Genomic DNA, 23,820 nt, shown 5'->3' on the forward strand with positions numbered 1-23,820 from the left:
ATGACGGCATCACGGTATCGCGCGGATCTCGCCGCCATCGCGGCGGAGCGGTTCGCGGACGGACACATCGACCGGCGCAGCTTCCTGGCCGCGCTCGGCACCCTCGGCGTCGTGCCGCTGCTGGTCTCTGGCCCGGCCAAGGCCGCGGCGCAGGAGATTGTGGTGGTGAATTTCGGCGGCGACGCCGTGCCGGCCTGGGGCAAGGCCTGGGGCGAGCCCTTCAGCAAGGACAGCGGCATCAAGGTCACGGTGCTGGGCGCCGAACCGACGCCCGGCGCGATCAAGGCGATGATCGACAGCGGCAATGTGGTGTGGGACTGCACCGACGCCGACGGCTTCTACCTGCCGATCCTGAGCAAGCAGGGGCTGATCCAGCCCTATGACTACACCAAGGTCGACAAGGCCAAGGTGCGGCCGGAATTCACTTTCGAATACGGCTGCGCCGCCTACATGTATTCGACCGTCAACGCCTTCAGCCTGGAGAAGACCGGCGGCAAGACGCCGAACGGCTTCAAGGACTACCTCAACTTCAAGGACTTTCCGGGCAAGCGCGCGATCTACAAATGGCTGGTCGGGTCGCTGGAGGCGGTGCTGATCGGGTCGGGGGTGGAGCCGGACAAGCTGTACCCGCTCGACGTCAAGAAGGCCTTCGCCATCATCAAGGACAACCGCGACCAGTTCCTGCTGTGGGGCGGCGGGGCGGAAAGCCAGCAGCTGTTCCGCGACGGCGAGGTGGCGATGGGGCCGATCTGGTGCACCCGCGCCTCGGTGCTGGACCGCGATTCCGGCGGCAAGATCACCTGGACCTGGGACCATGGCATCGTCGCCCCCGGCGTGCTGCCGGTGCTGGTGAAGAACCCGGCCGGCGCCGCCGTGTTCGACTTCATCGCCTCGACCCAGACGCCCGCGCGGCAGGTCGAGCTCCTGAAGCTGCTCGGCAACGGCCCGGCCAACCCGGCGGCGAGCGCCAGCCTGACGCCGGAGCTGCAGAAGATCGACTGCGGCTACGAGCCCAACTTCAAACGCCAGATCCCGATCGACAGCGCCTGGTACGCCGAGAACTACGACACCGTGCAGAACGACTTCCTCGACCTGATGGCCGGCTGAGCAATGACGGCAGCACCCGCCACCCTGGCCGGACCACCCCCTGCCGTCGCGCGGCGCCGCACGCCGGCGTCGGCCTGGGCGCTGGTGCTGCCGCTGATGGCGGCGCTGTTGCTGCTCTATCTGGTGCCGCTGGCCAACATCCTGTGGATCAGCGTCACCGATCCCGCGCCCGGCCTGGGCAACTACCAGCGGTTGGTCGATTCCGACGCGATGCAGCGGGTGCTGTGGACCACCTTCCGCATCGCGGCCTGGACCACGGTGTGCGCGCTGCTGCTCGGCTACCTCGTCGCCTATGTCATGCTGAACGCGACGCCGCGGCACCGGCTGTGGATCACCGCCTTCGTGCTGGTGCCGTTCTGGGTGTCGGTGCTGGTCCGCGCCTTCGCCTGGCTGACCCTGCTGCGCAGCGGGGGGTTGGTGAACGGGGCGCTGACCGGGCTGGGGCTGGTCACCGACCCGCTGCCGCTGGTGCGCAACGAGTTCGGCGTGCTGGTCGGCATGGTGCACTACATGGTGCCCTACGCCGCACTGCCGCTCTATGCCGGGATGAAGGGCATCGACCCGGCGCTGGGCGCGGCGTCGCGCTCGCTCGGCGCCGGGCCGCTGCGCACCTTCCTCGAGGTGTTCCTGCCGCTGTCCCTGCCCGGGATCTTCGCCGCCGGGCTGCTGGTGTTCGTGCTGTCGCTCGGCTTCCTGGTCACGCCCACGATCCTGGGCGGCGGCAAGGTGGTGATGATCGCGGAATATGTCCGGCTGCAGATCTTCCAGACCGTGCGCTGGGGCGTCGGCACCATGATGGCCTCGGTGCTGCTGCTGTCCGTGCTGCTGCTGCTCGCGGCGCTGTCGCGGGTGGTCGATGTGCGGCGCCTGTTCGGGGGAGGGGCCTGATGCGCTGGTCCGTCCTGGTCGCCCTGTGCTGGGCCGTCCTCTTGTTCCTGATGCTGCCGACCCTGGTGGCGATGCCGCTGTCGGTGACGCCGAACCGCTATCTGTCGCTGCCGACCGACGGCATCTCCTTCCAGCATTACGAGACCCTGTTCGGCGACCCGGTCTGGCGGTCGGCGATGCTGCAGAGCCTGGGCATCGGCCTGGCCGTCACCGCCCTTTCGGTGACGCTGGGCACGCTGGCGGCGATCGGGCTGTGGCGGCTGTCCTCGGCGCTGGGCGAGCTGGCCCGGATGCTGGCGCTGGCGCCGCTGATCGTGCCGCCGGTGGTCTCCGCCCTCGCCTTCTACCGCTTCTTCGCCGATCTCGGCCTGCTCGACAGTTTCGCCGGGGTGATCCTGGCCCACACGCTGCTGGCCGCACCCTATGTGCTGGTCACGGTGTCGGCGGCGCTGGCCGCGGTCGACCCGCGCCAGGACCAGGCATCGCGCTCGCTCGGCGCCTCGCAGTCCCAGACCATCCGCTGGGTGATCCTGCCGCAGATCCTGCCCGGCATCCTGGCCGGCGCGGTGTTCGCCTTCCTGACCTCCTGGGACGAGATCGTGGTGACTCTCTTCATCGCCGCGCGGGCCGTCTACACCCTGCCGCGGAAGATGTGGGACGGCATCAACGACCAGGTCGACCCGACCATCGCCGCGGCGGCGACGGTGCTGTTCGCCGTCACCCTGCTGCTGGTGATCCTGCAGATCCTGCGCGCCGGCCGGGAGCCGGCGTCTTCCGACCGAGAGGTTGTGCGATGATCGAGACGAGCCCGGCCGAAACGGCGCCGGAAGGCTTCACCTGGACCCTGCCGGCGGCCTGGTACCGCGACCCGGAGCGCTACGAGCAGGAGCGCACTCGCATCTTCGCCCGGAACTGGATGCTGTTCACCTGGTCGGGCCGGCTGAAATCCCCCGGCGACTATGTCACCGGCACCGTCGCCGGCTATCCCGTCTTCGCCATCCGCGGCGAGGACGGCCAGGTCCGCGCCTTCCACAATGTCTGCCGCCATCGCGGCGCCCAGCTGCTGACCAAGCCGGAGGGCCAGTGCCCGCGGCTGGTGGTCTGCCCCTATCACAGCTGGAGCTACACGCTGGACGGCAAGCTGAAGCGGAACCCCGATTTCGGCTCGGCCGCCGCCTTCGATCCGGAGGAATGGGGCCTGTTCCGCATCGCCGCCGAGGAATGGCGCGGCCTGGTGTTCCTGCGGATCGAGCGCGAGGGCGAAAGCCTGCGCGACTGGCTGGGCCCGATCGACGCCCTGGCCACCGACTATCCGCTCGAGCAGCAGCACTGGTTCGCCGAGAAGAACCGCGACTGCGAGGTCGACTGGAAGACCTACGGCGAGAACTACCTGGAATGCTACCACTGCCGGACCATGCATCCCGGCCTGTGCGCGTCGCTGGACATGGACCGCTACAGCATCGACGTGCATGGCGATGCCGGCATGTTCCACCTGCACGCGCCGAAGCGCGACGGCGGGCTGACCCGCGGCGTCTACTTCTACCGCTTCCCGTTCCTGATGCTGAACCTCTACGACTGGGGCAGCTCGATCGCCACGATCGAACCGCTGGGCCCCGGCCGCCTCCGGCACATCAACTGGTACTTCTTCACCGATGTCTCGCCGGAGAAGGCGGAGGAGAACCGCCAGTCGATCGCCTGGTCGGCCCAGATCGTCAGCGAGGACCTCGACATCATCACCGGGGTGCAGCGCAACCTGAACGCCGGGATCTACCAGCGCGGCCCGCTGTCGCCGAAGCATGAGCACGCCGTGCTGGGCTTCCAGGACATGGTCCGCCGCGGCATGGATGCCCCCGCCCCGCGCCACCGCGCCGCCGCCGAATAGCCGCCCTTTCCGGAAAGACCGATCGCACCATGACCACGACCTCGATCCCCCAGGGCAGCAGCACCACGGCCAAACGCTACGACGCCATCATCATCGGCGCCGGCCACAACGGCCTGGTCTGCGCCAACTACCTCGCCCGGTCCGGCCTGAAGGTGCTGGTGCTGGAGCGCCGCCGCGTGCTGGGCGGCGCTGCGGTGACCGAGGAGATTGCGCCGGGATTCCGCGCCTCGATCTTCTCCTACCTGATGAGCCTGCTGCACCCGCGCATCATCCGCGACTTCGAGCTGAAGAAGCATGGGCTGGAGGTGCTGCCCTGCTCCGACATGGTCTCGCCGGTCGGCGGCGACGACTACATCCTTTTCTCCGACGACATGGCCAAGACCCAGGCCAGCTTCGCCAAGTTCTCGAAGAAGGACGCGGCGATCTATCCGGAGTTCGACCGCTACCTGCAGGAGGCGGCGCAGGTGGTGCGCAAGCTGCTGTGGGAAACGCCGGTCGACCCGGCGCGGCGCGACTGGCGCGGCTTCCGCGACGGCGCATCGATGCTGTGGCGGCACCGCAAGATCGGCCGGAAGATGTACCGCATCGCCGACATGCTGAGCATGAGCGCCTACGACTTTCTGCGCGAATGGTTCGAGGACGACCGGGTGATGGCGGTCCTGGCCTATTACGCCTCGATCGGCACCTTTGCCGGGCCGAAGACCCCGGGATCCGCCTACGTCATCATGCACCACATCATGGGCGAGCATGAGGGCGCCGGCGGCTGGGGCTTCATCAAGGGCGGCATGGGCGCGATCACCCAGGCGCTGGCCTCCTACGGCCGCACCATCGGCGTCGACCATGTCACCGAGGCGGAGATCGCGGCGGTGCGGCTGACCGGCGACCGCGCCACGGCGGTGACCACGACCAAGGGCGACACCTATTCGGCCCGGGTCATCGTCTCCAACGCCAGCGCCAAGACGCTGTATCTCGACATGATCGGCGAGGCTCATCTGCCGGCCGAGGTGCTGCGCGAGATCCGCGGCTACCGCAGCTTCTCCACCGCCTTCAAGATGAACATCGCCTGCGAGCGGCCGCCGCAATACCGCATCCTGGACAAGGTGCGGGCCGAGGGGGCCTTGGGCAATTTCAACCATCCCACCTACATGCACATCGCGCCGGACATCGACTATCTCGAGCGCGCCTATGACGACGCCAAATACGGCTGGTATTCCAGCCGGCCGTTCCTGACCCCCGTGGTGCCGACCATCGTCGACGACACCCTGGCGCCGCCGGGCAAGCATGTCGTCAACCTGTTCGGCGGCCACGCCCCCTACACGCTGAAGGGCGGCGACTGGGCGACGGAGAAGGACAAGTTCCGCAAGACCGTGTTCGACACGATCGAGGACTACGCCCCCGGCTTCTCCAACGACGTGATCGAGGCCCAGCTGCTGGTGGCGCCGGACATCGAGCGCATCGTCGCCCTGCCCCAGGGCCACATCTTCCATGGTGAGCTGTCAACCGACCAACTGTTCTTCCAGCGCCCGGTCTCCGGCTATGCCGACTACCGCACGCCGTTCCGGGGGCTTTACATCTGCGGATCGTCGATGCATCCGGGTGGCGGCGTCTCCGGCATCCCCGGCCACAACGCCGCGCGCGAGATCCTGCGCGACGTCAAGGCCAGGCGGGCGTGAAGCCCGACGGCATGAAGGTGGGGCGATGACCGAAGGCGAACACTCGGACCTGGAAGCGGCGGAGGCCGAGGCGCCGCCGTCCGGCGACCCGGTCGACACCATCGGGCCGCAGATCCGCGAGCTGCGGCAGCAGCGCGGCCTGACCCTGACCCGGCTGGCCGCCACCACCGGCCTGTCGGTCGGCCACCTCTCGCAGGTCGAGCGCGGGCTGTCGACGCCGACCATCCGCCAGCTGCAGCTGATCAGCAGCGCCATGGGCGTGACCATCGGCTGGTTCTTCCGCGACCCCGAACCGCGCGACGACGAGGACCGCGTCGTGGTCCGCGCCGGGCGGCGCAAGGTGCTGGACATGGGTGGGCTGGGCCTGACCGACGAGCTGCTGGTGCCGCATCTCGACGGCCAGCTGGAGCTGCTGCTGTGCACCATCCAGGCCGGCGCCGGCAGCCCGGACGCCTACACCCATGAGGGCGAGGAGGCCGGCTTCATCCTGTCCGGCGCGCTGGAGCTGTGGGTCGACGAGAAGCTGTACGTGCTGGGCACCGGCGACAGCTTCGCCCTGGCCAGCACCCGGCCGCACCGCTACCGCAACCCCGGCCCCGGCATCACCCAGGTGATCTGGGCGATCACCCCGCCCAGCTTCTGAGGGTGGACGCCGGCGCTCCATCGTCGCAAACCGATACGGTATTGCCTGGCGCGAAGCTTTGTGCATACATAATCGCTCAGATCGACAATGAACGTGCACAATAGACGCGCAGGGAGGCAACTTTGGACACGAAGCCCGATGCATCGCTGTCCGAGCGGATCCGGCTGGCCCTGACCGACGACATCTCCACCGGCCGCCTGGCGCCGGGGACGGTGCTGGACGAGGCGCAGCTGGCCGAGACCTACGGCGCGTCAAGAACCCCGGTGCGCGATGCCGTCCGCCACCTCGCCGCCGCCGGGCTGGTCGAGGTCCGGCCGCGCCGCGGCATCGTGGTACTGCCGATGACGGTCGAGACCCTGTCCGAGATGTTCGAGGTCACGGCCGAGGTCGAGGCGATGTGCGCCCGGCTGGCCACCAACCGCATGACCGCGCTGGAGCGCGGCAACCTGGCAGCGCTGCATGAAGCGTCGGAGGGGCATCTGAAGGCCGGCGACATCGCCGGCTACGATGCCTTCAACCTGGAGTTCCACGAGGCGATCTACCGGGCGACCCACAACGCCTTCCTGGTCGAGCACGCCCTGCAGCTGCGGGCCCGGCTGCTGCCGTTCCGGCGGACCCAGCTGCGCTATGCCGGCCGGCTGGTGCAGTCGCGCATCGAGCACGGCCAGATCCTGAAGGCGATGACCCGCGGCGACCCCGACGAGGCCGCCTTCGCCATGCGCGAGCACATGCTGAACGCCGGCAGCGCCCTGGCGCGCTTCCTGGCGCCGCCGCCCGCGACCGACTGAACCACGCCGCATCGCGCGGCATATAGCGGGACGGCGCAAACCGCCGCCCGCGCCGAAGACTCATATCTCGGACTCAAGGGGAGGAATCGCGTGTCCGCGCAGATCGCATCCATCATCGGGCTGGTCGTGATGTTCGTCGTCGCCACCGCCCTGCCGATCAACATGGGCGCCCTCGGCTTCGCCCTGGCCTTCCTGGTCGGGACGGTGTTCACCGGCATGTCGGCCACCGCCATCCTGGCCGGCTTCCCGGGCGACCTGTTCGTCACCCTGGTCGGCATCACCTACCTCTTCGCCATCGCCCAGAACAACGGCACGGTCGACTGGCTGGTGCATTACTCGGTGCGGCTGGTCGGCGGCCGGATCTCGGCGATTCCCTGGGTGATGTTCGCGGTCTCGGCCGTGCTGAGCGGCATCGGCGCGGTCAGCCCCGGCGCGGTCGCCATCATCGCCCCGATCGCGCTGCGCTTCGCCGCCCGCTACCGCATCCACCCGATGCTGATGGGGCTGATGGTGGTGCATGGCGCCCAGGGCGGCGGCTTCTCGCCGATCAGCATCTATGGCGGCATCACCAACCAGGTGGTGCAGCGCGCCGGCCTGCCGGGCGACGAGATCGTGCTGTTCCTGTCCAGCCTGGCGTTCAACTTCCTGATCGCCCTGGTGATCTTCTTCGTGTTCGGCGGCCACCGCCTGGCCCTGCGGCGCCCGGGCGACGACCTGGAGGCCACGGTCGACGCGGCGCAGCCCGACACCTCGGTCGCGGTGCGCGGCCATGGCGGCACCCCGGCGGCGCCGGCCGGGCCGCGGCCGGGCGCCGTGATGCGCGAGGGCGCCGACGACCATGTCGCGCTCGACCGCGAGCAGGCGCTGACCCTGACCGGCCTGGTGGTGCTGGCGGTCGCGTCGCTGGCCTTCAGCCTGAATGTCGGGCTGGTGGCGATGAGCGTCGCGGTGGTCCTGGCCCTGGTCTGCCCGAAGGGGCAGAAGGGCGCGGTCGACAAGGTCAGCTGGTCGACCGTGCTGCTGATCGGCGGCGTCATCACCTATATCGGCGTGCTGCAGAAGGCCGGCGCGGTCGACTATGTCGGCGGCGGCGTCTCGGCCATGGCCATGCCGCTGCTGGGCGCGCTGCTGCTGTGCTATGTCGCCGGCGTGGTCTCGGCCTTCGCCTCCTCGGTCGCGGTGCTGGGCGCCACCATCCCGTTGGCGGTGCCGCTGCTGACCCAGGGCCATCTCGGCGTCCCCGGCCTGATCGCCGCGATCGCGATCTCGACCACCATCGTCGATGTCAGCCCGTTCTCGACCAACGGCGCGCTGGTGGTGGCCAACGCACACGGCATCGACCGCGACGCCTTCTTCCGGCAGATGCTGATCTACAGCGGGATCGTCGTCGTGGTCGGGCCGCTGCTGGCCTGGCTGGCCCTGGTGGTGCCGGGGATGTTCTGACCGGCCTGAACTGGCCGGCCAGAATTCATCGACCGACCGGTCAGGAAATGCCGAAGCGGCCGCGCCAGCGCTCGATGTCGTTCACGGTGACGTTGCCGCCGCACAGGATCAGGGCCAGCCGGGCGTCGCGCGGCAGCCGGTCCTTCAGGCGCAGCGCCGCGGCCAGGGTGCAGCCGGCGGCCGGCTCGGTCACCACCTTGGCCTGTTCGATCAGCATCTGCACGCCGCGCACCGCATCCGCGTCGGGCACCACCAGCACCTCCTCCACCGCGTCGCGCACGATCGCCAAAGTGCGTTCGGACACGGACGGCGCGCCCAGAGTGGTGGAGATCGAGGTGATGGCCGGCAGGCGCACCGGATGCCCGGCCGCCAGCGCCTGGCTCATCGCGTCGGCGCCCTCGGTCTCGACGCCCCAGATCCGGATGTCGGGCCGCAGCGCCTTCACCGCGGTGATGACGCCCGAGATCATGCCGCCGCCGCCGATCGAGGCGATGATGTCGGTGGTGTCGGGCGCGTCCTCCAAGAGCTCCAGCCCCATGGTGCCCTGGCCGGCGATCACCCGGGGGTCGTCGAACGGATGGATCATGGTGCGGCCGGCCGCGCCCTGGCGCTCGGCCTCGGCGAAGGCGGCGGAGATGTCGTCCACCAGCACCACCTCGGCGCCCTCGGCGCGGGTGCCGGCGACGTAGTTCTGCGGCGTCGCCTTGGGCATGACCACGACGGCCTTGAGGCCCAGGATGCGGGCGGCATAGGCGACACCGAGGGCATGGTTGCCGCCGGAGACCGCGACCACGCCGGCGGCGCGTTCGGCCTCGTTGAGGCTGAGCATGGCGTTGAAGGCACCGCGCGGCTTGAACGAACCGGCATGCTGCAGCAGCTCCAGCTTGGTCACGACGGGCAGGCCGAGCGTGGCCCGCAGCAGCTCGCGCGGCACGGTCGGGGTGCGCAGCACATAGGGGGCGATGCGGGCGCGCGCCTCGCGGATGGTCTCGAGCGTGATCGCGGTCACGATGGTCCTCGTCCTGGCGGAAGCCGGGCCCGGACGGCCATCGGCTGGGGGCTGCGACCCGGAACCGAGCGACTCAGAACTGGCGCAGCAGCCTTTCGATATAATCCCGCTCCGGCGCCGGACGCGAGCGGTCGTTGAGGCGCTGGCGCAACTCGTCGAGGATGGCGCGGGCGCGCTCGGTGTCGAATTTGGTGGGCAGGCCGACATCGCCGTCGGTGGTGCCGCCGCTGTTGGTCAGGGGCCGGCCGAGCGGATCCTGGTTCTCGAAATTCTGCCCGTTCTGGCCCCGGCCCGCCATGCCGGGCTGGGCCGTCATGCCTTCCATCATCTGCTGCGCCATGCCCTGCAGCCCCTGCTGCAGCTGGTCCAGCGCCTCGGTCTGCGACGGCACCGCCCCTTCGGGGTTGCCCTGGGCCAGCGCGTCGCCCGCCTGCTTCATCGCCCGTTCGGCGCGGCCGAGCGGCATCGGGATATCGCCGCCCATGTCGCCGAGCTCGCGCATCACCTCGCCCAGCGCGCGGCGCAGCGCCTCCTGGGTCTGCGCGTTCTGCTCCGGCGTGCCCGGCGGCGGCTGGCCGGATTCGCCCTCCTCGCCGCCCTGCTGCGACTGCTGCTGGCGGAAGGTCTGGTCCAGCAGCTGGCGCTGCGCATTGGTCAGCTTCTGCAGGTCCTTCATCAGGTTCATGGCGCGCTGCTGGGCCTGGGCCTGTTCCTGGCTCATCGCGCCCATGCGCATGTTTTCCATCATGTTCTGCATCTGCGACAGCATCTGCCGGGCCTGGTCCTTGGCGCCGGATTCGGACAGCTGCTGCATGCGGTCGATCATGTCCTGGAACTGCTTGCGGTCCATCACCTGCGCGTCCGGCGGCAGCTGGGTCTCGGTCATCTCGCCGCGCCGCATCTTGTCCTGCATCTGCTCCGCCATCGCCTGGAGGTAGCGGTCCATGGCGCGGCGCAGCTCGTCGGTCAGCTGCCGGATCTCCTCGTCGTTGGCGCCGCGCTCCAGCGCGTCGGCCAGCCGCTGCTGGGCGTCGCGCAGCGACCGCTCGGCCAGCGACATGTCGCCGTCCTCGATGCGCAGCGCGGTGTCCCACAGCAGGTCGCGCAGCGGCGCCACCGGCGGCGGCAGCGCATCCTGGGCGAAGAACAGCCGCCGGGCGGCGGTGCGCAGGGCCAGGAACACCACCTTGTCGTCGTAGTAGCGGTCCGGCCGCTGCGACAGCGTGTCCAGCGTCTCGGCCACGCTTTCGGCCTGGTCGGGCTGCAGCGTCAGGATTCGGCGCTGGTCGATGATGGCGCGGGCGACCGGGTGGTGGAATTCGCGCTCCGGCAGGGTCACCCGCTCCGGCGCGGTCACCGCGGTCTGGCCCGCCGCATCGGTTGCGGTCAGCACGATGTCGACTGCCTGGCCGGCCCAGGGATGCGGCGTCAGGTCCTGGTAGCTGGTCGACTTGACCTCGCGCGGCCAGCGCCCTGGCACCGACAGCGGGATCACCAGCGGCGTCGCGTCCAGCACCGCCGGCGCGCCCGGGGCCAGGGTCACGGTCGCGGTCAGCAGGGCGATGCCGTAATCGTCGGTCGCGGTGGCGTCGAGCCGCAGCGCCTGGCGTTCGGTCGGCTTCGGCTTCTGGCCGAAGGCGATGGTCGGCGGCGCATCGGGCAGGATCTTGACCGGCCAGTCGCCCAGCACGGTGCCGCCCTGGCTGACGGTCAGGCGGTCGCCCGCCGTCACCTTGGCCTGCAGCTCGAAGCTGCCGCCGTCGATGGTGGCGAAGTCGGTCTTGGCCCCGGCGAGGCTGAGGCTGGGCGTCGAATCGCCGCCGGCGACGCGGCCCACCAGGGCGCTGCCGACCGGGATCTCGATCGGCCCCGTGGCCGGGCCCGAGGCGCCGTTGGACGGCCCCGCGACTTGTCCCGCGGTCAGGTAGATCGGCGGCCGGCCGGTGTAGGTCGGCGGGGTGACGAACAGGTCGAGCCGCGGCGCGGTCGCCGCAGCGGCGCCGAACAGCCCGGGCGTCACGGCGCGGCCGAGCCGCGGCCCCCAGTCGCCGCCGGCGGCGACGAAGGCCAGGGCCAGGCCGATCACCACCAACCCGCGCAGGGCGAAGCGGTCGGTCTCCGCGTTGCGCGGCCGCGGCAGGCCCGGCCGCAGCGCCCGCAGCTGGGCGGCACGCAGCAGCTGGTGGCGCTGCCACAGGGCGCGGCTGAGCGCGTCGGTGGTGCCGGTCGCCTGGGTGTCGTGCAGGCCGGTCAGCGGCCGATGGTCGATGCCGCTGTCGCGCTCCAGCCGCCGCCGCGCGGCGAAGCCGTCGGGCAGGCGCAGGCGCCACAAGGGCCGGCTGGCCAGCACCAGTCCCGCGGCGAAGCCGGCCAGGATCAGCGCATGCAGCCAGCCCGGCAGGTCGGGCAGCAGGTCGAAGCCGGCGATGACGAGGAAGGCGCCCAGCACGGTGACGGCCGGCCAGGTGGCACGCCACACCACCTCCCAGGCCGCAGCGGCCCAGGCCAGCGCGATCTTGACGCGCGGCTCGGACGGCGCAGCCGTCTTGGGAGACTCGCTCGGGTTCCGGGCCACCTCTCCTCAAACCTCCGTCATGCCAGCCAGGGCGGCAGGCTCTCTCCAGCGACCATCTCTTCAAATGTGGGCCGTTTTCTGACGATGGCAAAGTGGTCTTTGTCGACCAGCACCTCCGGCACCAGCGGCCGGGTGTTGTAGGTCGACGCCATCACCGCGCCATAGGCGCCGGCGCCGGTGAAGGCGACCAGGTCGCCGGCGGCCAGCGGCGGCAACGCCCGGCCCTTGGCGAAGGTGTCGCTGCTTTCGCACACCGGGCCGACCACGTCGAATTCGGCCTCCACCGCGCCTTCCGCCGGCTGGCGCAGTGGCACGATGCCGTGCCAGGCGTCGTACATCGCCGGGCGGATCAGGTCGTTCATCGCCGCGTCGAGGATGACGAAGTTGCGGGTCCGGCCCGGCTTGATGAAGATCACCCGCGACAGCAGGACGCCGGCGTCGCCGCAGATCGACCGCCCGGGTTCGACCATCAGGCTGCAGCCGAGGTCGCCGACGGTCTCGCGCACGATCCGGGCGTAGTCGGCCAGCGACGGCGCCGCGTCGCCCTTGTAGGAGATGCCGATGCCGCCGCCGAGGTCGAGCCGCTCGACCACATGGCCGGCGCCGCGCAGCTCGCGCACCAGCTCGGCCAGGCGGCGATAGGCGTCGCGATAGGGCGACAGGTCGAGCAGCTGGCTGCCGATATGGGCGGCGATGCCGACCGGGCGGACGCCCGGCAGGATGTGCGCCCGCTCGAACGCCGCGGCCGTGTCCTCCAGCTCGATGCCGAATTTGTCGCCCTTGCGGCCGGTCGAGATCTTGGCGTGGGTCTTGGCGTCGACGTCGGGGTTGACCCGGAACACCACCACCGCGTCGCGCCGGACCCGGACCGCGACCTGGGACAGCAGTTCCAGCTCCTGCAGCGATTCCACGTTGATCTGGTGGATGCCTGCCAGGAGCGCCGCCTCGAGGTCCTCCGCCGTCTTGCCGACGCCGGAGAAGACGATGCGGTCGGCCGGGCAGCCGGCGGCGAGCGCCCGCTGCATCTCGCCGGTCGAGACCACGTCCACCCCGGCCCCCTGGCGCACCAGGGTGCGCAGCACGGCGAGGTTGGAATTGGCCTTGGCGGCGAAGCAGACCGACATCGGCAGGCCGGCCAGCGCGTCGACATAGGCGCGATAGTTCGCGACCAGCGCCGCCGAGGAATAAACATAGGCCGGCGTGCCGACCTGGGCGGCCACGGCGGCGAGATCGACGTCCTCGGCGAAGAGGGCGCCGTTGCGATAGGAAAAAGCGGTCATGTGGAGGGATAGCCCCGCGGGTAGGCCGACGTCTTGGGGTCGGGTGCGCTGACCGACGCCGCCTTCTTGCCGCAGGCGACGAGGCCGAAGGCAAGGGTGGCGGCGAGGAGGAGACGCAGGAGGACGGACGGTTTCACAGGAAACGCTCCTTTGCGGTGCGGACGGCCTCGCGCACCCGGTCGGGGGCCGTGCCGCCGAAGCTCTTGCGGCTGGCGACCGAGGCCTCGGCCGTCAGCACGGCGTAGACGGCATCGGTGATGCCGGCATGGACCGCCTGCATCTCGGCCAGCTTGAGGTCGGACAGGCCGCAGCCCTTGTCCTCGGCCAGCTTCACCAGATGGCCGGTGATGTGGTGCGCCTCGCGGAACGGCACGCCCAGGGTTCGCACCAGCCAGTCGGCCAGGTCGGTGGCGGTCGGGAAGCCCGCCTCGGTGGCCCGGCGCATCGCCTGCGGGTTGACGGTCCAGCTTTCGACCATGCCGGTCAGGGCCGCCAGGCACAGCATCAGCGTGTCGTCGGCGTCGAACACCGGCTCCTTATCCTCCTGCATGTCCTTCTGGTAGGTCAGGGGCAGGCCCTTCATCACCGTCAGCAGGGCGGCCAGGCCGCCGAAGACGCGGCCGGTCTTGCCGCGCACCAGCTCGGCCGCATCCGGGTTGCGCTTCTGCGGCATGATCGAGGAGCCGGTCGAGAAGCCGTCGGACAGGCGGATGAAGCGGAACTGCGGCGTCGACCAGAACACGATCTCCTCCGCCAGCCGCGACAGGTGCATGGCGCAGATGCCCGCGGTGGCGAGGTAGTCGAGCGCGAAGTCGCGGTCGGACACGCTGTCGAGCGAATTGGCGGTCGGCCGGTCGAAGCCCAGCGCCGCGGCGGTCATGTGCCGGTCGATCGGGTAGGGCGTGCCGGCCAGGGCGGCGGCGCCGAGCGGGCATTCATTGGCCCGGGCGCGGGCATCGGCGACGCGGCTGCGGTCGCGGCCCAGCATCTCGACATAGGCCAGCAGGTGATGGCCGAAGACGATCGGCTGGGCGACCTGGAGATGGGTGAAGCCGGGCAGGATGGTGTCGGCATGCGCCTCGGCCTGGCCGATCAGCGCGGCCTGCAGCGCCTGCATCCCCTGGTCCAGCCGGTCGAAGGCGTCGCGCACCCACAGGCGGAAATCGGTCGCCACCTGGTCGTTGCGGCTGCGCGCGGTGTGCAGCCGGCCGGCGGCCGGGCCGATGATTTCGGTCAGCCGCGACTCCACGTTGAAGTGGATGTCCTCGAGCGAAGTCTTGAATTCGAACCGGCCCTCGGCGATCTCCTGCTCGATCTGGTCGAGGCCGCCCGTGATCGCCGCCGCGTCTTCGGCGGGGACGATGCCCTGGGCGGCGAGCATTGCGACATGAGCGCGCGACCCGGCGATGTCCTGCGCCCAGAGCTTGCGATCGAAGCCGATCGAGGCATTGATCCGCTCCATGATCGCAGCCGGGCCGGCGGCGAAGCGGCCGCCCCACATGGGATTGGTGCCCTTGTCGGGCACGACGGGGGCGGCAGGCTGGGTCGGATCGGGCATGGGGAGCGGACCGGATGAGCAGAAGAGGAACGATCGCCGGGGGCGTGGCCGGCCTGGTGCTGCTGCTGGCGGCGGGTGCGGCCTGGTGGACGCAGCAGACCCCGGAGGGCCGGCCGCCCCTGGGCGGCGCCGTCGCCAGTTTCGTCCTGGCCGACCGGACTGAGCCGGCCCCGGAGATTACCTTCTCCGACGCCGCGGGCAACACCCTTCGTCTCGCCGACTTCAAGGGCAAGGTGGTGCTGGTCAATCTGTGGGCGACCTGGTGCGCCCCCTGCGTCAAGGAGATGCCGGCGCTGGACCGGCTGCAGGCCAAGCTGGGCGGGCCGGATTTCGCGGTGCTGGCGCTGTCGATCGACCGCGAGGGGCTGGCCAAGGTGCAGCCCTTCTTCGCCCAGAACAAGATTGCGGCGCTGGCCGCCTATCTCGACCCGGCCGGGCGGTCACCGGCGCTGTTCGGCGCCCGCGGCCTGCCGACCACGTTGCTAATCGGCCGCGACGGCACCGTGATCGGCCGCCAGGAGGGCAGCGCCGCCTGGGACGAGGAAGCCGCCATCCGGCTGATGCGGTACTATCTCGATCTCGGGAAGGCCAAGTCGGCCTGAGACGCGGTCTCGCGGCGGCGACGGCTCAGATCGGTCTCTCAGAGGGGCGTGGCGCCCACATAGAAACCGAGCAGCAACATCACGCCATAAACCCAGATAATCGTGCGGAGCATCATGACCTTTGTCCTCGGGCTCTAGGCCCGAAGACAGATGTACGCCGTCCATCGTGAAATCACTGTGACCGCGGTCACGGCTTCGGCCGCTGGGCAGGATTGTCCCGTGCGCAGCCTCATGATATACATAGAGACATGTATATCATGGTGATATCATGCGTGTAGCCAAATGGGGGAACAGCCTGGCGGTGCGGCTGCCCGCCGCCGTGGTCGAGGCGCTGAGCCTGAAGGAGGGCGACGACGTCGAGATCCACATCGCCGCCGACCGAACCTTCCTGGTGGACCGGGACCGCAGCCGGAGTGAGGCGCTCGACCGGCTCCGCGCCCTGCGGCGACCCCTGCCGCCCGGGTTCCGCTTCGACCGCGAGGAGGCCAATGGCCGCTGACGCGTTCCTGGACACCAACATCCTGCTCTACGCGATCGCCCAGGACGACAGCCGCAGCGCCATCGCGGAAGCGCTCCTCGCCTCCAGCGGCGTGATCAGCGTGCAGGTGCTGAACGAGTTCGCCTCCGTCGGCCGCCGCAAGCTCGGGATGTCCTGGGACGAGATCGGCGAGGCGCTGTCCGCGATCCGCGCCCTGTGCCCGCCGGTCGTGCCGATCACGGTCGAGACCCATGACGCCGCGCTCGGGATCGCCGCACGGCTGGGCCTCAACCTCTACGACGCCTTCATCGTCGCGTCGGCGCTGCAGTCGGGGTGCCGGACGCTGTTTTCCGAGGACATGCAGGACGGCCAAAGCATCGACGGCCTGACAATCAGGAACCCGTTTGCCGCGTCCTGAGACTCTTGATCTGTCATGCCCGGGCTTGACCCGGGCATCCAGAAACTGTCGACATCTGCTGGATTGCCGGGTCAGGCCCGGCAATGACCGGTAGAGAGTCAGAGAGGTGCACCCGATGATCCTCCCCCGCCGCTCGCTGCTCTACGTCCCCGGCGCCAACGCCCGCGCGCTGGAGAAGGCCCGGACCCTGCCGGCCGACGGGCTGATCCTCGACCTCGAGGATTCGGTGGCGCCGGAGGCCAAGGCCGAGGCCCGCGACCGGGTGGTGGCCGCGGCCCAGGCCGGCGGCTGGAGCCCGCGCGAGGTGCTGATCCGCGCCAACGCCCTGGACACGCCCTGGGGCATGGACGACCTGGCCGCCATCGCCACCAGCGATGCCGACGGCGTCGTGCTGTCCAAGGTCGAGCGGCCGGAGACCGTGCGCGAAGCCGGGGCGGCCCTGAGCGCGGCCGGCGCCCCCGACAGCCTGGCCCTGTGGTGCATGATCGAGACGCCGCTGGGCGTGCTGAACGCCGCCGCCATCGCCGGGGCCACGCCACGCCTCGCCGGGGGGCGCGTGGCCGGGCTGATCCTCGGCACCTCGGACCTGGCCAAGGACCTGCGCGCGGCGCATGAGCCGGGGCGGCAGCCGCTGCTGACCGCGCTGGGCCTGTGCCTGCTGGCCGGGCGCGCCTACGGGCTGGCGGTGATCGACGGCGTGCATCTCGACCTCGAGGACGAGGCCGGCTTCGCCGAGTCGTGCCGCCAGGGCGCGGCGCTGGGCTTCGACGGCAAATCGCTGATCCACCCCAAGACCATCGCCGCCGCCAACACCGCCTTCGCCCCGACGGTCGAGGCGGTGGAGAATGCCCATCGGGTGATCGCCGCCCATGCCGCGGCCCTGGCCGCCGGCCGCGGCGTCACCGTGGTCGACGGCCGGCTGGTCGAGGCGCTGCATGTCAGCGAGGCGGAACGGCTGGTGGCGCTGGACCGCATCATCGCCGAGCGCGTCCGGGGTTAGCGTCCGGGGCTAGTTGAGAACCACTCGCATCTACTTGATAAACCAGGGCAGTTCGTTGACTTGCTGCAGTGCGGCGCGTAAGTCACTGACGACCCGTTCAGGCTCGTTCGCGACTGGCCGCGCCGTGTCTGGATGCCCTTTTTGCGCATCGGAGTAAGTCCGCATGTCCGCCTCCGAGGCAGTTCCTCAGAAACGGCCGAGGCCCCTGTCGCCCCATCTGCAGATCTACCGCCCGCAGATCAGCAGCGCGCTGTCGATCTTCCACCGCATCACCGGCTGCGCCCTGGCCGTCGGCTCGGTGCTGCTGGCGTGGTGGGTGATCGCCGCCGCCGCCGGCCCCGCCGCCTTCGAGAACGCGCAGTGGTTCCTGGGCTCCTGGCTCGGCATCCTGATGCTGTTCGGCTGGTCGGCGGCACTGTTCTACCATCTCTGCGCCGGCATCCGGCACCTGGCCTGGGACGCCGGCTATGGCTACGACCTGCCGACGATGCAGAAGACCGGCTACGCCGTGCTGATCGCCACCGGCGTGCTCACGGTGCTGGCCTGGATCGTCGGCCTGGTGGTGTGGTGATGACGACCAAGGACACCTCCCTCCGCACCCCGCTGGGCCAAGCCCGCGGCCTGGGCTCGGCCAAATCCGGCTTCCTGCACTGGCGCACCCTGCGCGTCACCGCGCTGGCGCTGATCCCGCTGACCATCTGGTTCGTGATCGCGGTGATCGCCCATCTCGGCGCGCCGCTGCCGGAGCTGCGGGCCTGGATCGGCCACCCGATCAACGCCGCCCTGTTCATCCTGTTCATCGCCATCGGCCTGCATCACGCCGCCAATGGCGTGACCGAGGTCTACGAGGACTACGTCCACGGCCACCACACCAAGCTGATCGCCGACCTGGCGACCAAGGGCCTGGCCCTGTTCCTGGGGGCGGCCATGATCGTCTCCGTCCTCAAGATCGCCATTCTGGGATAACCCCATGCCTGCGTCCTACACCATCATCGATCACCACTACGATGTCATCGTGGTGGGCGGCGGCGGCGCGGGTCTGCGCGCCACCTTCGGCATGGCCGAGAAGGGGCTGAAGACCGCCTGCATCACCAAGGTGTTCCCGACCCGCAGCCACACCGTGGCGGCCCAGGGCGGCGTCTCGGCCGCGCTCGGCAACATGGGGCCGGACGACTGGCGCTGGCACATGTACGACACCATCAAGGGGTCGGACTGGCTGGGCGACCAGGACGCGATCGAATATATGGTGCGCGAAGCGGTCCCTGCGATTATCGAACTTGAGCACTACGGCATGCCCTTCAGCCGCACGGCAGAGGGCAAGATCTACCAGCGCGCCTTCGGCGGCATGACCACCGAATACGGCAAGGGCCGCGCCTACCGCACCTGCGCCGCGGCCGACCGCACCGGCCACGCCATGCTGCACACCCTGTATCAACAGGCGTTGAAACATGACGCCGAGTTCTTCATCGAGTATTTCGCGCTCGACCTGATCATGGACGACGAGGGCGTGTGCCGCGGCCTCATGGCCTGGAACCTGGACGACGGCACCATCCACCGCTTCCTCGGCCACCAGACGGTGCTGGCGACCGGCGGCTACGGCCGGGCCTATTTCTCCTGCACCTCGGCCCACACCTGCACCGGCGACGGCGCCGGCATGGCCGCCCGCGCCGGCCTGCCACTGCAGGACATGGAGTTCGTGCAATTCCACCCCACCGGCATCTACGGCGCCGGCTGCCTGATCACCGAGGGCGTGCGCGGCGAGGGCGGGTACCTGACCAATTCCGAGGGTGAGCGCTTCATGGAGCGCTACGCCCCCTCGGCCAAGGACCTGGCGTCGCGCGACGTGGTCAGCCGGTCGATGACCATCGAGATCCGCGAGGGCCGCGGCGTCGGGCCGAACAACGACCACATCCACCTGCATGTCGAGCATCTCGACGCCGACATCATCCACCACCGCCTGCCGGGCATCGCCGAAAGCGCGAAGATCTTCGCCGGCGTCGACGTGACCAAGGAGCCGATCCCGGTCCTGCCGACGGTGCACTACAACATGGGCGGCGTGCCGACCAACGTGCATTGCGAGGTGATCAACCCGACCGCCGCCGACCCGAACCGGGTGGTACCGGGGCTGATGGCGATCGGCGAGGCCGCCTGCGTCTCGGTGCACGGCGCCAACCGCCTGGGGTCGAACTCGCTGCTCGACCTCGTGGTGTTCGGCCGCGCCGCCGCGATCCGCTGCTCCGAGATCATCAAGCCGGGCCAGACCCACAAGCCGACCCCGGCCAATGCCGGCCAGTTCGCGCTCGACCGCCTCGACCGCCTGCGCCATGCCAAGCACGAGGTCCGCACCGCCGACCTGCGGCTGGAGATGCAGCGGACGATGCAGAACGACGCCGCCGTGTTCCGCACCGGCCAGACCCTGGCCGAGGGCTGCGAGAAGATGGACGTCACCTGGGACAAGCAGAAGGGCCTGGGCGTCGAGGACAAGTCGCTGATCTGGAACTCGGATCTGGTGGAGACGCTGGAGCTCGAGAACCTGATGATCAATGCGGTGTCGACCATCCGGTCGGCGGTCAACCGCGAGGAGAGCCGCGGCGCCCACGCCCGCGAAGACTTCGCCGACCGCAACGACGTCGACTGGATGAAGCACAGCGTCATCTGGATCGACGAGGCCGGCAAGACCCGCATCGACTATCGCCCGGTCCATCTCCAGCCGATGACCAACGAAGTCCAGAGCTTCCCGCCGAAGCCGCGGGTGTACTGAGGACGACATGGCCGAATTCACCCTCCCCCGCAATTCGAAGGTCCAGCCCGGCAAGACCATCCGGGTTCCCGGCGAGATCAAGACGCCGCGGAGCTTCAAGGTCTATCGCTGGGATCCGGATACCGACGAGAATCCCCGGCTCGACACCTACGAGATCGACCTGTCGCGCTGCGGGCCGATGGTTCTCGACGCCATCATCCACATCAAGAACGACATCGACTCGACCCTGACCTTCCGGCGGTCCTGCCGCGAAGGCATCTGCGGGTCCTGCGCGATGAACATCGACGGCACCAACACCCTGGCCTGCCTCAAGCCGATCGAGGAGGTGAAGGGCGACGTCAAGATCTACCCGCTGCCGCATCTGCCGGTGGTGAAGGATCTGGTGCCGGAGCTGACCCACATCTACGCCCAGTACGCCTCGATCAAGCCGTGGCTGCAGACCGAGACCCCGCCGCCGCCGGACCGCGAGCGGCAGCAGAGCCCGGAGGAGCGCGAGAAGCTCGACGGCCTCTACGAATGCATCCTGTGCTTCTGCTGCTCGACCAGCTGCCCGAGCTACTGGTGGAACGGCGACAAGTATCTCGGCCCCGCGGTGCTGCTGCAGGCCTATCGCTGGATCGCCGACAGCCGGGACGAGATGACCGGCGAGCGGCTGGACGCGCTGGAGGACCCGTTCCGCCTCTACCGCTGCCACACCATCATGAACTGCACCAAGACCTGCCCGAAGGGTCTCAACCCCGCCAAGGCGATCGGCGAAATCAAGAAGCTGATGCTCGAACGCGCCGGCTGAACCACGCCGATCCACCTCAAAACGTCACAAAAAAGCGCTGGTGACCCCGGCGCTTTTTTCATATCACCCGCCCAGTCTGCCAAGACCCGTCCACCTCACGGAGCGATCTTGAACGCACCACACACTCGAGGAGTGTTTCCCTAAATGACCCATCCCGCGCGCACACCCTTCACCGGCCGCATCCTGATGGTCGGCTTCGGCTCGATCGGCCAGGGCGTGCTGCCGCTCCTGCTGCGGCACCTGACCCTGACCCCCGATCGCGTCACCATCGTCACGGCGGAGACGAGAGGCCAGAAAGAGGCGGAGCTGTTCGGCGTCCGCTTCATCCATGAACCGGTCACGCGCGGCAACTACCGGACCCTGCTGGAACCCCTGTTCGGCCCGGGCGACGCCCTGGTCAACCTGTCGGTCGACGTCTCCTCGGTGGCGCTGATCGAACTGGCGCGGCAGCACGGGGCGCTCTACATCGACACCTGCATCGAGCCCTGGCTCGGCGGCTACACCGACCCCGATCTCGGCCCGGCCGACCGGTCGAACTACGCGCTGCGCGAGGCCGCGCTGGCGCTGGGCCGCGCCCCCGGCGCGCCGACCGCGGTGGTGACCCATGGCGCCAATCCCGGCCTGGTCTCGCATTTCACCAAGCGCGCGCTGCTGAACATTGCCGCCGCCACCGGCTTCGAGCCGCCGGTGCCGGCCGACCGCGCCGGCTGGGCGACGCTGGCGCAGACGCTCGGGGTCAAGACCATCCATGTCGCCGAGCGCGACACCCAGGTGGCCCGCTTCCCGAAGAAGCCGGGCGAATTCGTCAACACCTGGTCGATCGACGGCTTCGTCGGCGAGGGCTGCCAGCCGGCCGAGCTGGGCTGGGGCAGCCATGAGCGCCACTTCCCGGCCGATGGCCACCGCCACGAGAAGGGCAGCCAGGCAGCGATCTGGCTGGCCCGCCCCGGCGCCGCGACCCGGGTGCGGACCTGGACCCCGCTGGCCGGGCCCATCCACGGCTTCCTGATCACCCACAACGAGGCGATCTCGCTGGCCGACTACCTCACGGTCGGATCGGGCACCCAGCCGGAATACCGGCCGACGGTGCACTACGCCTACCACCCGTCCGACGACGCGGTGCTGTCGGTGCATGAGTTCGCCGGCCGCAACTACGAGCTGCAGCCCGAGAAGCGGCTGATGATGGACGAGATCATCGAGGGCATGGACGAGCTGGGCGTGCTGCTGGCCGGCCATGCCAAGGGCGCCTACTGGTACGGCTCGCGCCTGACCATCGGCGAGGCGCGCGAGCTGGCGCCGCACAACAACGCCACCAGCCTGCAGGTGACGGCGGCGGTGCTGGGCGGGCTGGTCTGGGCGATCGAGAACCCCGACCGCGGGCTGGTCGAGCCCGAGGAGATGGACCATGAGCGGGTGCTGGAGGTGGCGGCGCCCTATCTCGGCGAACTCGCCGGCGCCTTCACCGACTGGACCCCGCTGGACGGCCGCGGCCAGCTGTTCCCCGAGGACATCGACACCGAAGACCCCTGGCAGTTCAAGAACATCCGGGTGGTGTGAGAAAACGATCGGGTAGGTTGGGTTCGCTTTGGCGAATCCAACACCTCTTCATGCACTGACGTCGCGATGTTGGGTTCGCCGAGGGCGAACCCAACCCACAGCCGGACGCTCGACGCCTCCCCCGGAGTCAGCCCAGGGATGCGCCGTCCCACCCTGGAATTTCGCCGGGGCTTGGGCTAAGCACGCTGCGACATGCCCGACATTGCCGCGCCAGACGACGAACCGCTCGCCCTCTATCGCCGCCGGATCGCCGACGGCGCGCTGCGGGCCGATCCCGCCCAGGCCGCGGCGGCCGAGAAGCTGCAGCGGCTGCACCGGCAGCTGCGCAGCTACACCCCGCCCGATCCCGAGGCCGGCAACGGCCTGCTCGCCAGGCTCGGCTTCGGCCGGAAGAAGCCGGCGGCCGACCCGCCGCGCGGCCTGTACTTCTGGGGCGGCGTCGGGCGCGGCAAGTCGATGCTGATGGATTTGTTCTTCGAGACCACGCCGGTGCCGCGCAAGCGCCGGGTGCATTTCAACGCCTTCATGCTCGAAATCCACCAGCGCATCCATGAATGGCGTCAGTCGGGGGCCGCCGCCGAGGGTGACGCCGACCCGATCCCGCCGCTGGCCCGCCGCGTCGCCGCCGAGGCCTGGCTGCTGTGCTTCGACGAATTCCACGTCGTCGACATCGCCGACGCCATGATCCTGGGCCGGCTGTTCCAGGCGCTGTTCGGCCTGGGCGTGATCGTGGTCGCGACCTCGAACTGGCCGCCGGACGACCTGTACAAGGACGGGCTGCAGCGCGACCGCTTCCTGCCCTTCATCGCCATGATCAAGAAGAAGCTGGAGGTGGTGCAGCTGGATGGCGGCCGCGACTACCGCCTCGACCGGCTGCGCGGCCGGCCGGTCTACCACTCGCCGCTCGGCGCCATGGCGCACAAGGCGCTGGCCGGGCTGTTCGCCGACCTGACCGACGGCGCCGAGGGCCAAGCCGTCACCCTGCCCGTCCCGGGCGCGCGAACCCTGGAGGTGCCGCGCGCGGCGAAGGGCGTGGCGTGGTGCGACTTCGACGCGCTGTGCGGCCGGCCGCTGGGCGCCGCCGACTACCTGACCCTGGCCGCCGCCTTCCACACCGTGATCATCGAGGGCGTGCCGCGCTTCACCGAGGCCCGGCGCAACGAGATGAAGCGCTTCATCGTGCTGATCGACAGCCTGTACGAGGCCCGCCGCCGGGTGGTGATCGCCGCCGAGGCCCCGGTCACCCAGCTCTATGCCGGCGACAGCCACGCCCTGGAGTTCGCCCGAACCGAAAGCCGGCTGATGGAAATGCAGTCGGTCGACTACATCGAGGCGAAGAAGGCGGCCTGACGGCCGCCCCTCCCCTGC

The 23,820-nt window shown here is 69.8% G+C and carries 22 protein-coding genes; 18 read left to right on the plus strand and 4 right to left on the minus strand.

What is annotated here, in order from left to right; genetic code table 11:
• The 8 genes from E9232_RS33735 to E9232_RS33770 all read left to right on the plus strand — a co-directional run bounded on the left by E9232_RS33735 (position 1) and on the right by E9232_RS33770 (position 8,424).
• The gene (locus tag E9232_RS33735; RefSeq protein ID WP_309801690.1) at positions 1-1,107 is read left to right on the plus strand and encodes an extracellular solute-binding protein; all 1,107 of its coding nucleotides are present in this window, start codon (positions 1-3) and stop codon (positions 1,105-1,107) included.
• A gap of 3 nt (positions 1,108-1,110) precedes the next feature.
• Positions 1,111-1,995, plus strand: coding sequence for an ABC transporter permease (locus tag E9232_RS33740; protein ID WP_309801692.1), 885 nt, complete (start codon positions 1,111-1,113; stop codon positions 1,993-1,995).
• Positions 1,995-2,792: an ABC transporter permease gene (locus E9232_RS33745; RefSeq protein WP_309801693.1), complete on the plus strand. Its 798-nt coding sequence runs from the start codon at positions 1,995-1,997 to the stop codon at positions 2,790-2,792. Before E9232_RS33740 ends, E9232_RS33745 begins: the two co-directional genes overlap by 1 nt.
• Positions 2,789-3,877 (plus strand): aromatic ring-hydroxylating oxygenase subunit alpha, encoded by a 1,089-nt coding sequence (locus E9232_RS33750; RefSeq protein ID WP_309801694.1) that lies wholly within the window; start codon positions 2,789-2,791, stop codon positions 3,875-3,877. The genes E9232_RS33745 and E9232_RS33750 overlap by 4 nt, the downstream gene beginning before the upstream one ends.
• Positions 3,878-3,906: 29 nt before the next feature.
• Positions 3,907-5,550 (plus strand): phytoene desaturase family protein, encoded by a 1,644-nt coding sequence (locus E9232_RS33755; protein WP_309801695.1) that lies wholly within the window; start codon positions 3,907-3,909, stop codon positions 5,548-5,550.
• Between the two features lie 25 nt (positions 5,551-5,575).
• A complete protein-coding gene (locus E9232_RS33760) occupies positions 5,576-6,193 on the plus strand; it encodes a cupin domain-containing protein (protein WP_309801696.1) in 618 nt (205 codons plus the stop codon).
• A 122-nt stretch (positions 6,194-6,315) separates the two neighbouring features.
• Positions 6,316-6,981: a GntR family transcriptional regulator gene (locus tag E9232_RS33765; protein ID WP_309801697.1), complete on the plus strand. Its 666-nt coding sequence runs from the start codon at positions 6,316-6,318 to the stop codon at positions 6,979-6,981.
• A gap of 90 nt (positions 6,982-7,071) precedes the next feature.
• Positions 7,072-8,424, plus strand: a complete 1,353-nt coding sequence (locus tag E9232_RS33770) for an SLC13 family permease (RefSeq protein ID WP_309801698.1) — start codon at positions 7,072-7,074, stop codon at positions 8,422-8,424.
• Positions 8,425-8,464: 40 nt separating this feature from the next.
• Here the strand turns inward: E9232_RS33770 and E9232_RS33775 are convergent, their stop codons facing one another.
• The 4 genes from E9232_RS33775 to argH all read right to left on the minus strand — a co-directional run bounded on the left by E9232_RS33775 (position 8,465) and on the right by argH (position 14,846).
• Positions 8,465-9,433, minus strand: a complete 969-nt coding sequence (locus E9232_RS33775) for a threonine ammonia-lyase (RefSeq protein WP_309801699.1) — start codon at positions 9,431-9,433, stop codon at positions 8,465-8,467.
• A 73-nt stretch (positions 9,434-9,506) separates the two neighbouring features.
• Positions 9,507-12,008 (minus strand): TIGR02302 family protein, encoded by a 2,502-nt coding sequence (locus E9232_RS33780; protein ID WP_309801700.1) that lies wholly within the window; start codon positions 12,006-12,008, stop codon positions 9,507-9,509.
• Positions 12,009-12,025: 17 nt separating this feature from the next.
• Positions 12,026-13,288: a diaminopimelate decarboxylase gene (gene lysA / locus E9232_RS33785; protein WP_309801701.1), complete on the minus strand. Its 1,263-nt coding sequence runs from the start codon at positions 13,286-13,288 to the stop codon at positions 12,026-12,028.
• A gap of 133 nt (positions 13,289-13,421) precedes the next feature.
• Entirely contained in the window at positions 13,422-14,846 is a 1,425-nt protein-coding gene (gene argH / locus E9232_RS33790) for an argininosuccinate lyase (protein ID WP_309801702.1), read from the minus strand.
• 14 nt (positions 14,847-14,860) lie between these two features.
• On the opposite strand from argH, the gene E9232_RS33795 reads away from it, so the two are divergent.
• From E9232_RS33795 to zapE, 10 genes are all read left to right on the plus strand, one after another.
• Positions 14,861-15,448 carry a TlpA family protein disulfide reductase gene (locus E9232_RS33795; RefSeq protein WP_309801703.1) on the plus strand — a complete coding sequence of 196 codons (588 nt, stop codon included), beginning with the start codon at positions 14,861-14,863 and terminating at the stop codon, positions 15,446-15,448.
• Positions 15,449-15,716: 268 nt separating this feature from the next.
• Positions 15,717-15,947 (plus strand): AbrB/MazE/SpoVT family DNA-binding domain-containing protein, encoded by a 231-nt coding sequence (locus tag E9232_RS33800; protein WP_309801705.1) that lies wholly within the window; start codon positions 15,717-15,719, stop codon positions 15,945-15,947.
• Positions 15,937-16,344 carry a PIN domain-containing protein gene (locus tag E9232_RS33805; protein ID WP_309801706.1) on the plus strand — a complete coding sequence of 136 codons (408 nt, stop codon included), beginning with the start codon at positions 15,937-15,939 and terminating at the stop codon, positions 16,342-16,344. The genes E9232_RS33800 and E9232_RS33805 overlap by 11 nt, the downstream gene beginning before the upstream one ends.
• Positions 16,345-16,459: 115 nt before the next feature.
• Positions 16,460-17,344 carry an HpcH/HpaI aldolase/citrate lyase family protein gene (locus E9232_RS33810; RefSeq protein ID WP_309801707.1) on the plus strand — a complete coding sequence of 295 codons (885 nt, stop codon included), beginning with the start codon at positions 16,460-16,462 and terminating at the stop codon, positions 17,342-17,344.
• A gap of 163 nt (positions 17,345-17,507) precedes the next feature.
• On the plus strand, positions 17,508-17,915 hold the full coding sequence (gene sdhC, locus E9232_RS33815; RefSeq protein WP_309801708.1) for a succinate dehydrogenase, cytochrome b556 subunit: 408 nt from the start codon (positions 17,508-17,510) through the stop codon (positions 17,913-17,915).
• Positions 17,915-18,310, plus strand: a complete 396-nt coding sequence (gene sdhD / locus E9232_RS33820) for a succinate dehydrogenase, hydrophobic membrane anchor protein (protein ID WP_309801709.1) — start codon at positions 17,915-17,917, stop codon at positions 18,308-18,310. The genes sdhC and sdhD overlap by 1 nt, the downstream gene beginning before the upstream one ends.
• A 4-nt stretch (positions 18,311-18,314) precedes the next feature.
• On the plus strand, positions 18,315-20,105 hold the full coding sequence (gene sdhA / locus E9232_RS33825; protein ID WP_309801710.1) for a succinate dehydrogenase flavoprotein subunit: 1,791 nt from the start codon (positions 18,315-18,317) through the stop codon (positions 20,103-20,105).
• A 7-nt stretch (positions 20,106-20,112) separates the two neighbouring features.
• Complete coding sequence (locus E9232_RS33830; protein ID WP_309801711.1) at positions 20,113-20,895, plus strand: succinate dehydrogenase iron-sulfur subunit; 783 nt, start codon at positions 20,113-20,115, stop codon at positions 20,893-20,895.
• Positions 20,896-21,039: 144 nt separating this feature from the next.
• A complete protein-coding gene (locus E9232_RS33835) occupies positions 21,040-22,452 on the plus strand; it encodes a homospermidine synthase (protein WP_309801712.1) in 1,413 nt (470 codons plus the stop codon).
• Between the two features lie 192 nt (positions 22,453-22,644).
• Complete coding sequence (gene zapE, locus E9232_RS33840; RefSeq protein WP_309801714.1) at positions 22,645-23,802, plus strand: cell division protein ZapE; 1,158 nt, start codon at positions 22,645-22,647, stop codon at positions 23,800-23,802.
• Positions 23,803-23,820 lie beyond the last annotated feature (18 nt).

This window comes from Inquilinus ginsengisoli (assembly GCF_031453975.1).
Taxonomy (GTDB): Bacteria; Pseudomonadota; Alphaproteobacteria; order DSM-16000; family Inquilinaceae; genus Inquilinus; species Inquilinus ginsengisoli_A.

Excerpts from the sequence above, each read along its gene's own strand:
- E9232_RS33735 (WP_309801690.1), top strand. The coding sequence starts at position 1 with ATGACGGCATCACGGTATCGCGCGGATCTCGCCGCCATCGCGGCGGAG.
- E9232_RS33740 (WP_309801692.1), top strand. The coding sequence starts at position 1,111 with ATGACGGCAGCACCCGCCACCCTGGCCGGACCACCCCCTGCCGTCGCG.
- E9232_RS33745 (WP_309801693.1), top strand. The coding sequence starts at position 1,995 with ATGCGCTGGTCCGTCCTGGTCGCCCTGTGCTGGGCCGTCCTCTTGTTC.
- E9232_RS33750 (WP_309801694.1), top strand. The coding sequence starts at position 2,789 with ATGATCGAGACGAGCCCGGCCGAAACGGCGCCGGAAGGCTTCACCTGG.
- E9232_RS33755 (WP_309801695.1), top strand. The coding sequence starts at position 3,907 with ATGACCACGACCTCGATCCCCCAGGGCAGCAGCACCACGGCCAAACGC.
- E9232_RS33760 (WP_309801696.1), top strand. The coding sequence starts at position 5,576 with ATGACCGAAGGCGAACACTCGGACCTGGAAGCGGCGGAGGCCGAGGCG.
- lysA (WP_309801701.1), bottom strand. The coding sequence starts at position 13,288 with ATGACCGCTTTTTCCTATCGCAACGGCGCCCTCTTCGCCGAGGACGTC.
- argH (WP_309801702.1), bottom strand. The coding sequence starts at position 14,846 with ATGCCCGATCCGACCCAGCCTGCCGCCCCCGTCGTGCCCGACAAGGGC.
- E9232_RS33795 (WP_309801703.1), top strand. The coding sequence starts at position 14,861 with ATGAGCAGAAGAGGAACGATCGCCGGGGGCGTGGCCGGCCTGGTGCTG.
- E9232_RS33800 (WP_309801705.1), top strand. The coding sequence starts at position 15,717 with ATGCGTGTAGCCAAATGGGGGAACAGCCTGGCGGTGCGGCTGCCCGCC.
- E9232_RS33805 (WP_309801706.1), top strand. The coding sequence starts at position 15,937 with ATGGCCGCTGACGCGTTCCTGGACACCAACATCCTGCTCTACGCGATC.
- E9232_RS33810 (WP_309801707.1), top strand. The coding sequence starts at position 16,460 with ATGATCCTCCCCCGCCGCTCGCTGCTCTACGTCCCCGGCGCCAACGCC.
- sdhC (WP_309801708.1), top strand. The coding sequence starts at position 17,508 with ATGTCCGCCTCCGAGGCAGTTCCTCAGAAACGGCCGAGGCCCCTGTCG.
- sdhD (WP_309801709.1), top strand. The coding sequence starts at position 17,915 with ATGACGACCAAGGACACCTCCCTCCGCACCCCGCTGGGCCAAGCCCGC.
- sdhA (WP_309801710.1), top strand. The coding sequence starts at position 18,315 with ATGCCTGCGTCCTACACCATCATCGATCACCACTACGATGTCATCGTG.
- E9232_RS33830 (WP_309801711.1), top strand. The coding sequence starts at position 20,113 with ATGGCCGAATTCACCCTCCCCCGCAATTCGAAGGTCCAGCCCGGCAAG.
- E9232_RS33835 (WP_309801712.1), top strand. The coding sequence starts at position 21,040 with ATGACCCATCCCGCGCGCACACCCTTCACCGGCCGCATCCTGATGGTC.
- zapE (WP_309801714.1), top strand. The coding sequence starts at position 22,645 with ATGCCCGACATTGCCGCGCCAGACGACGAACCGCTCGCCCTCTATCGC.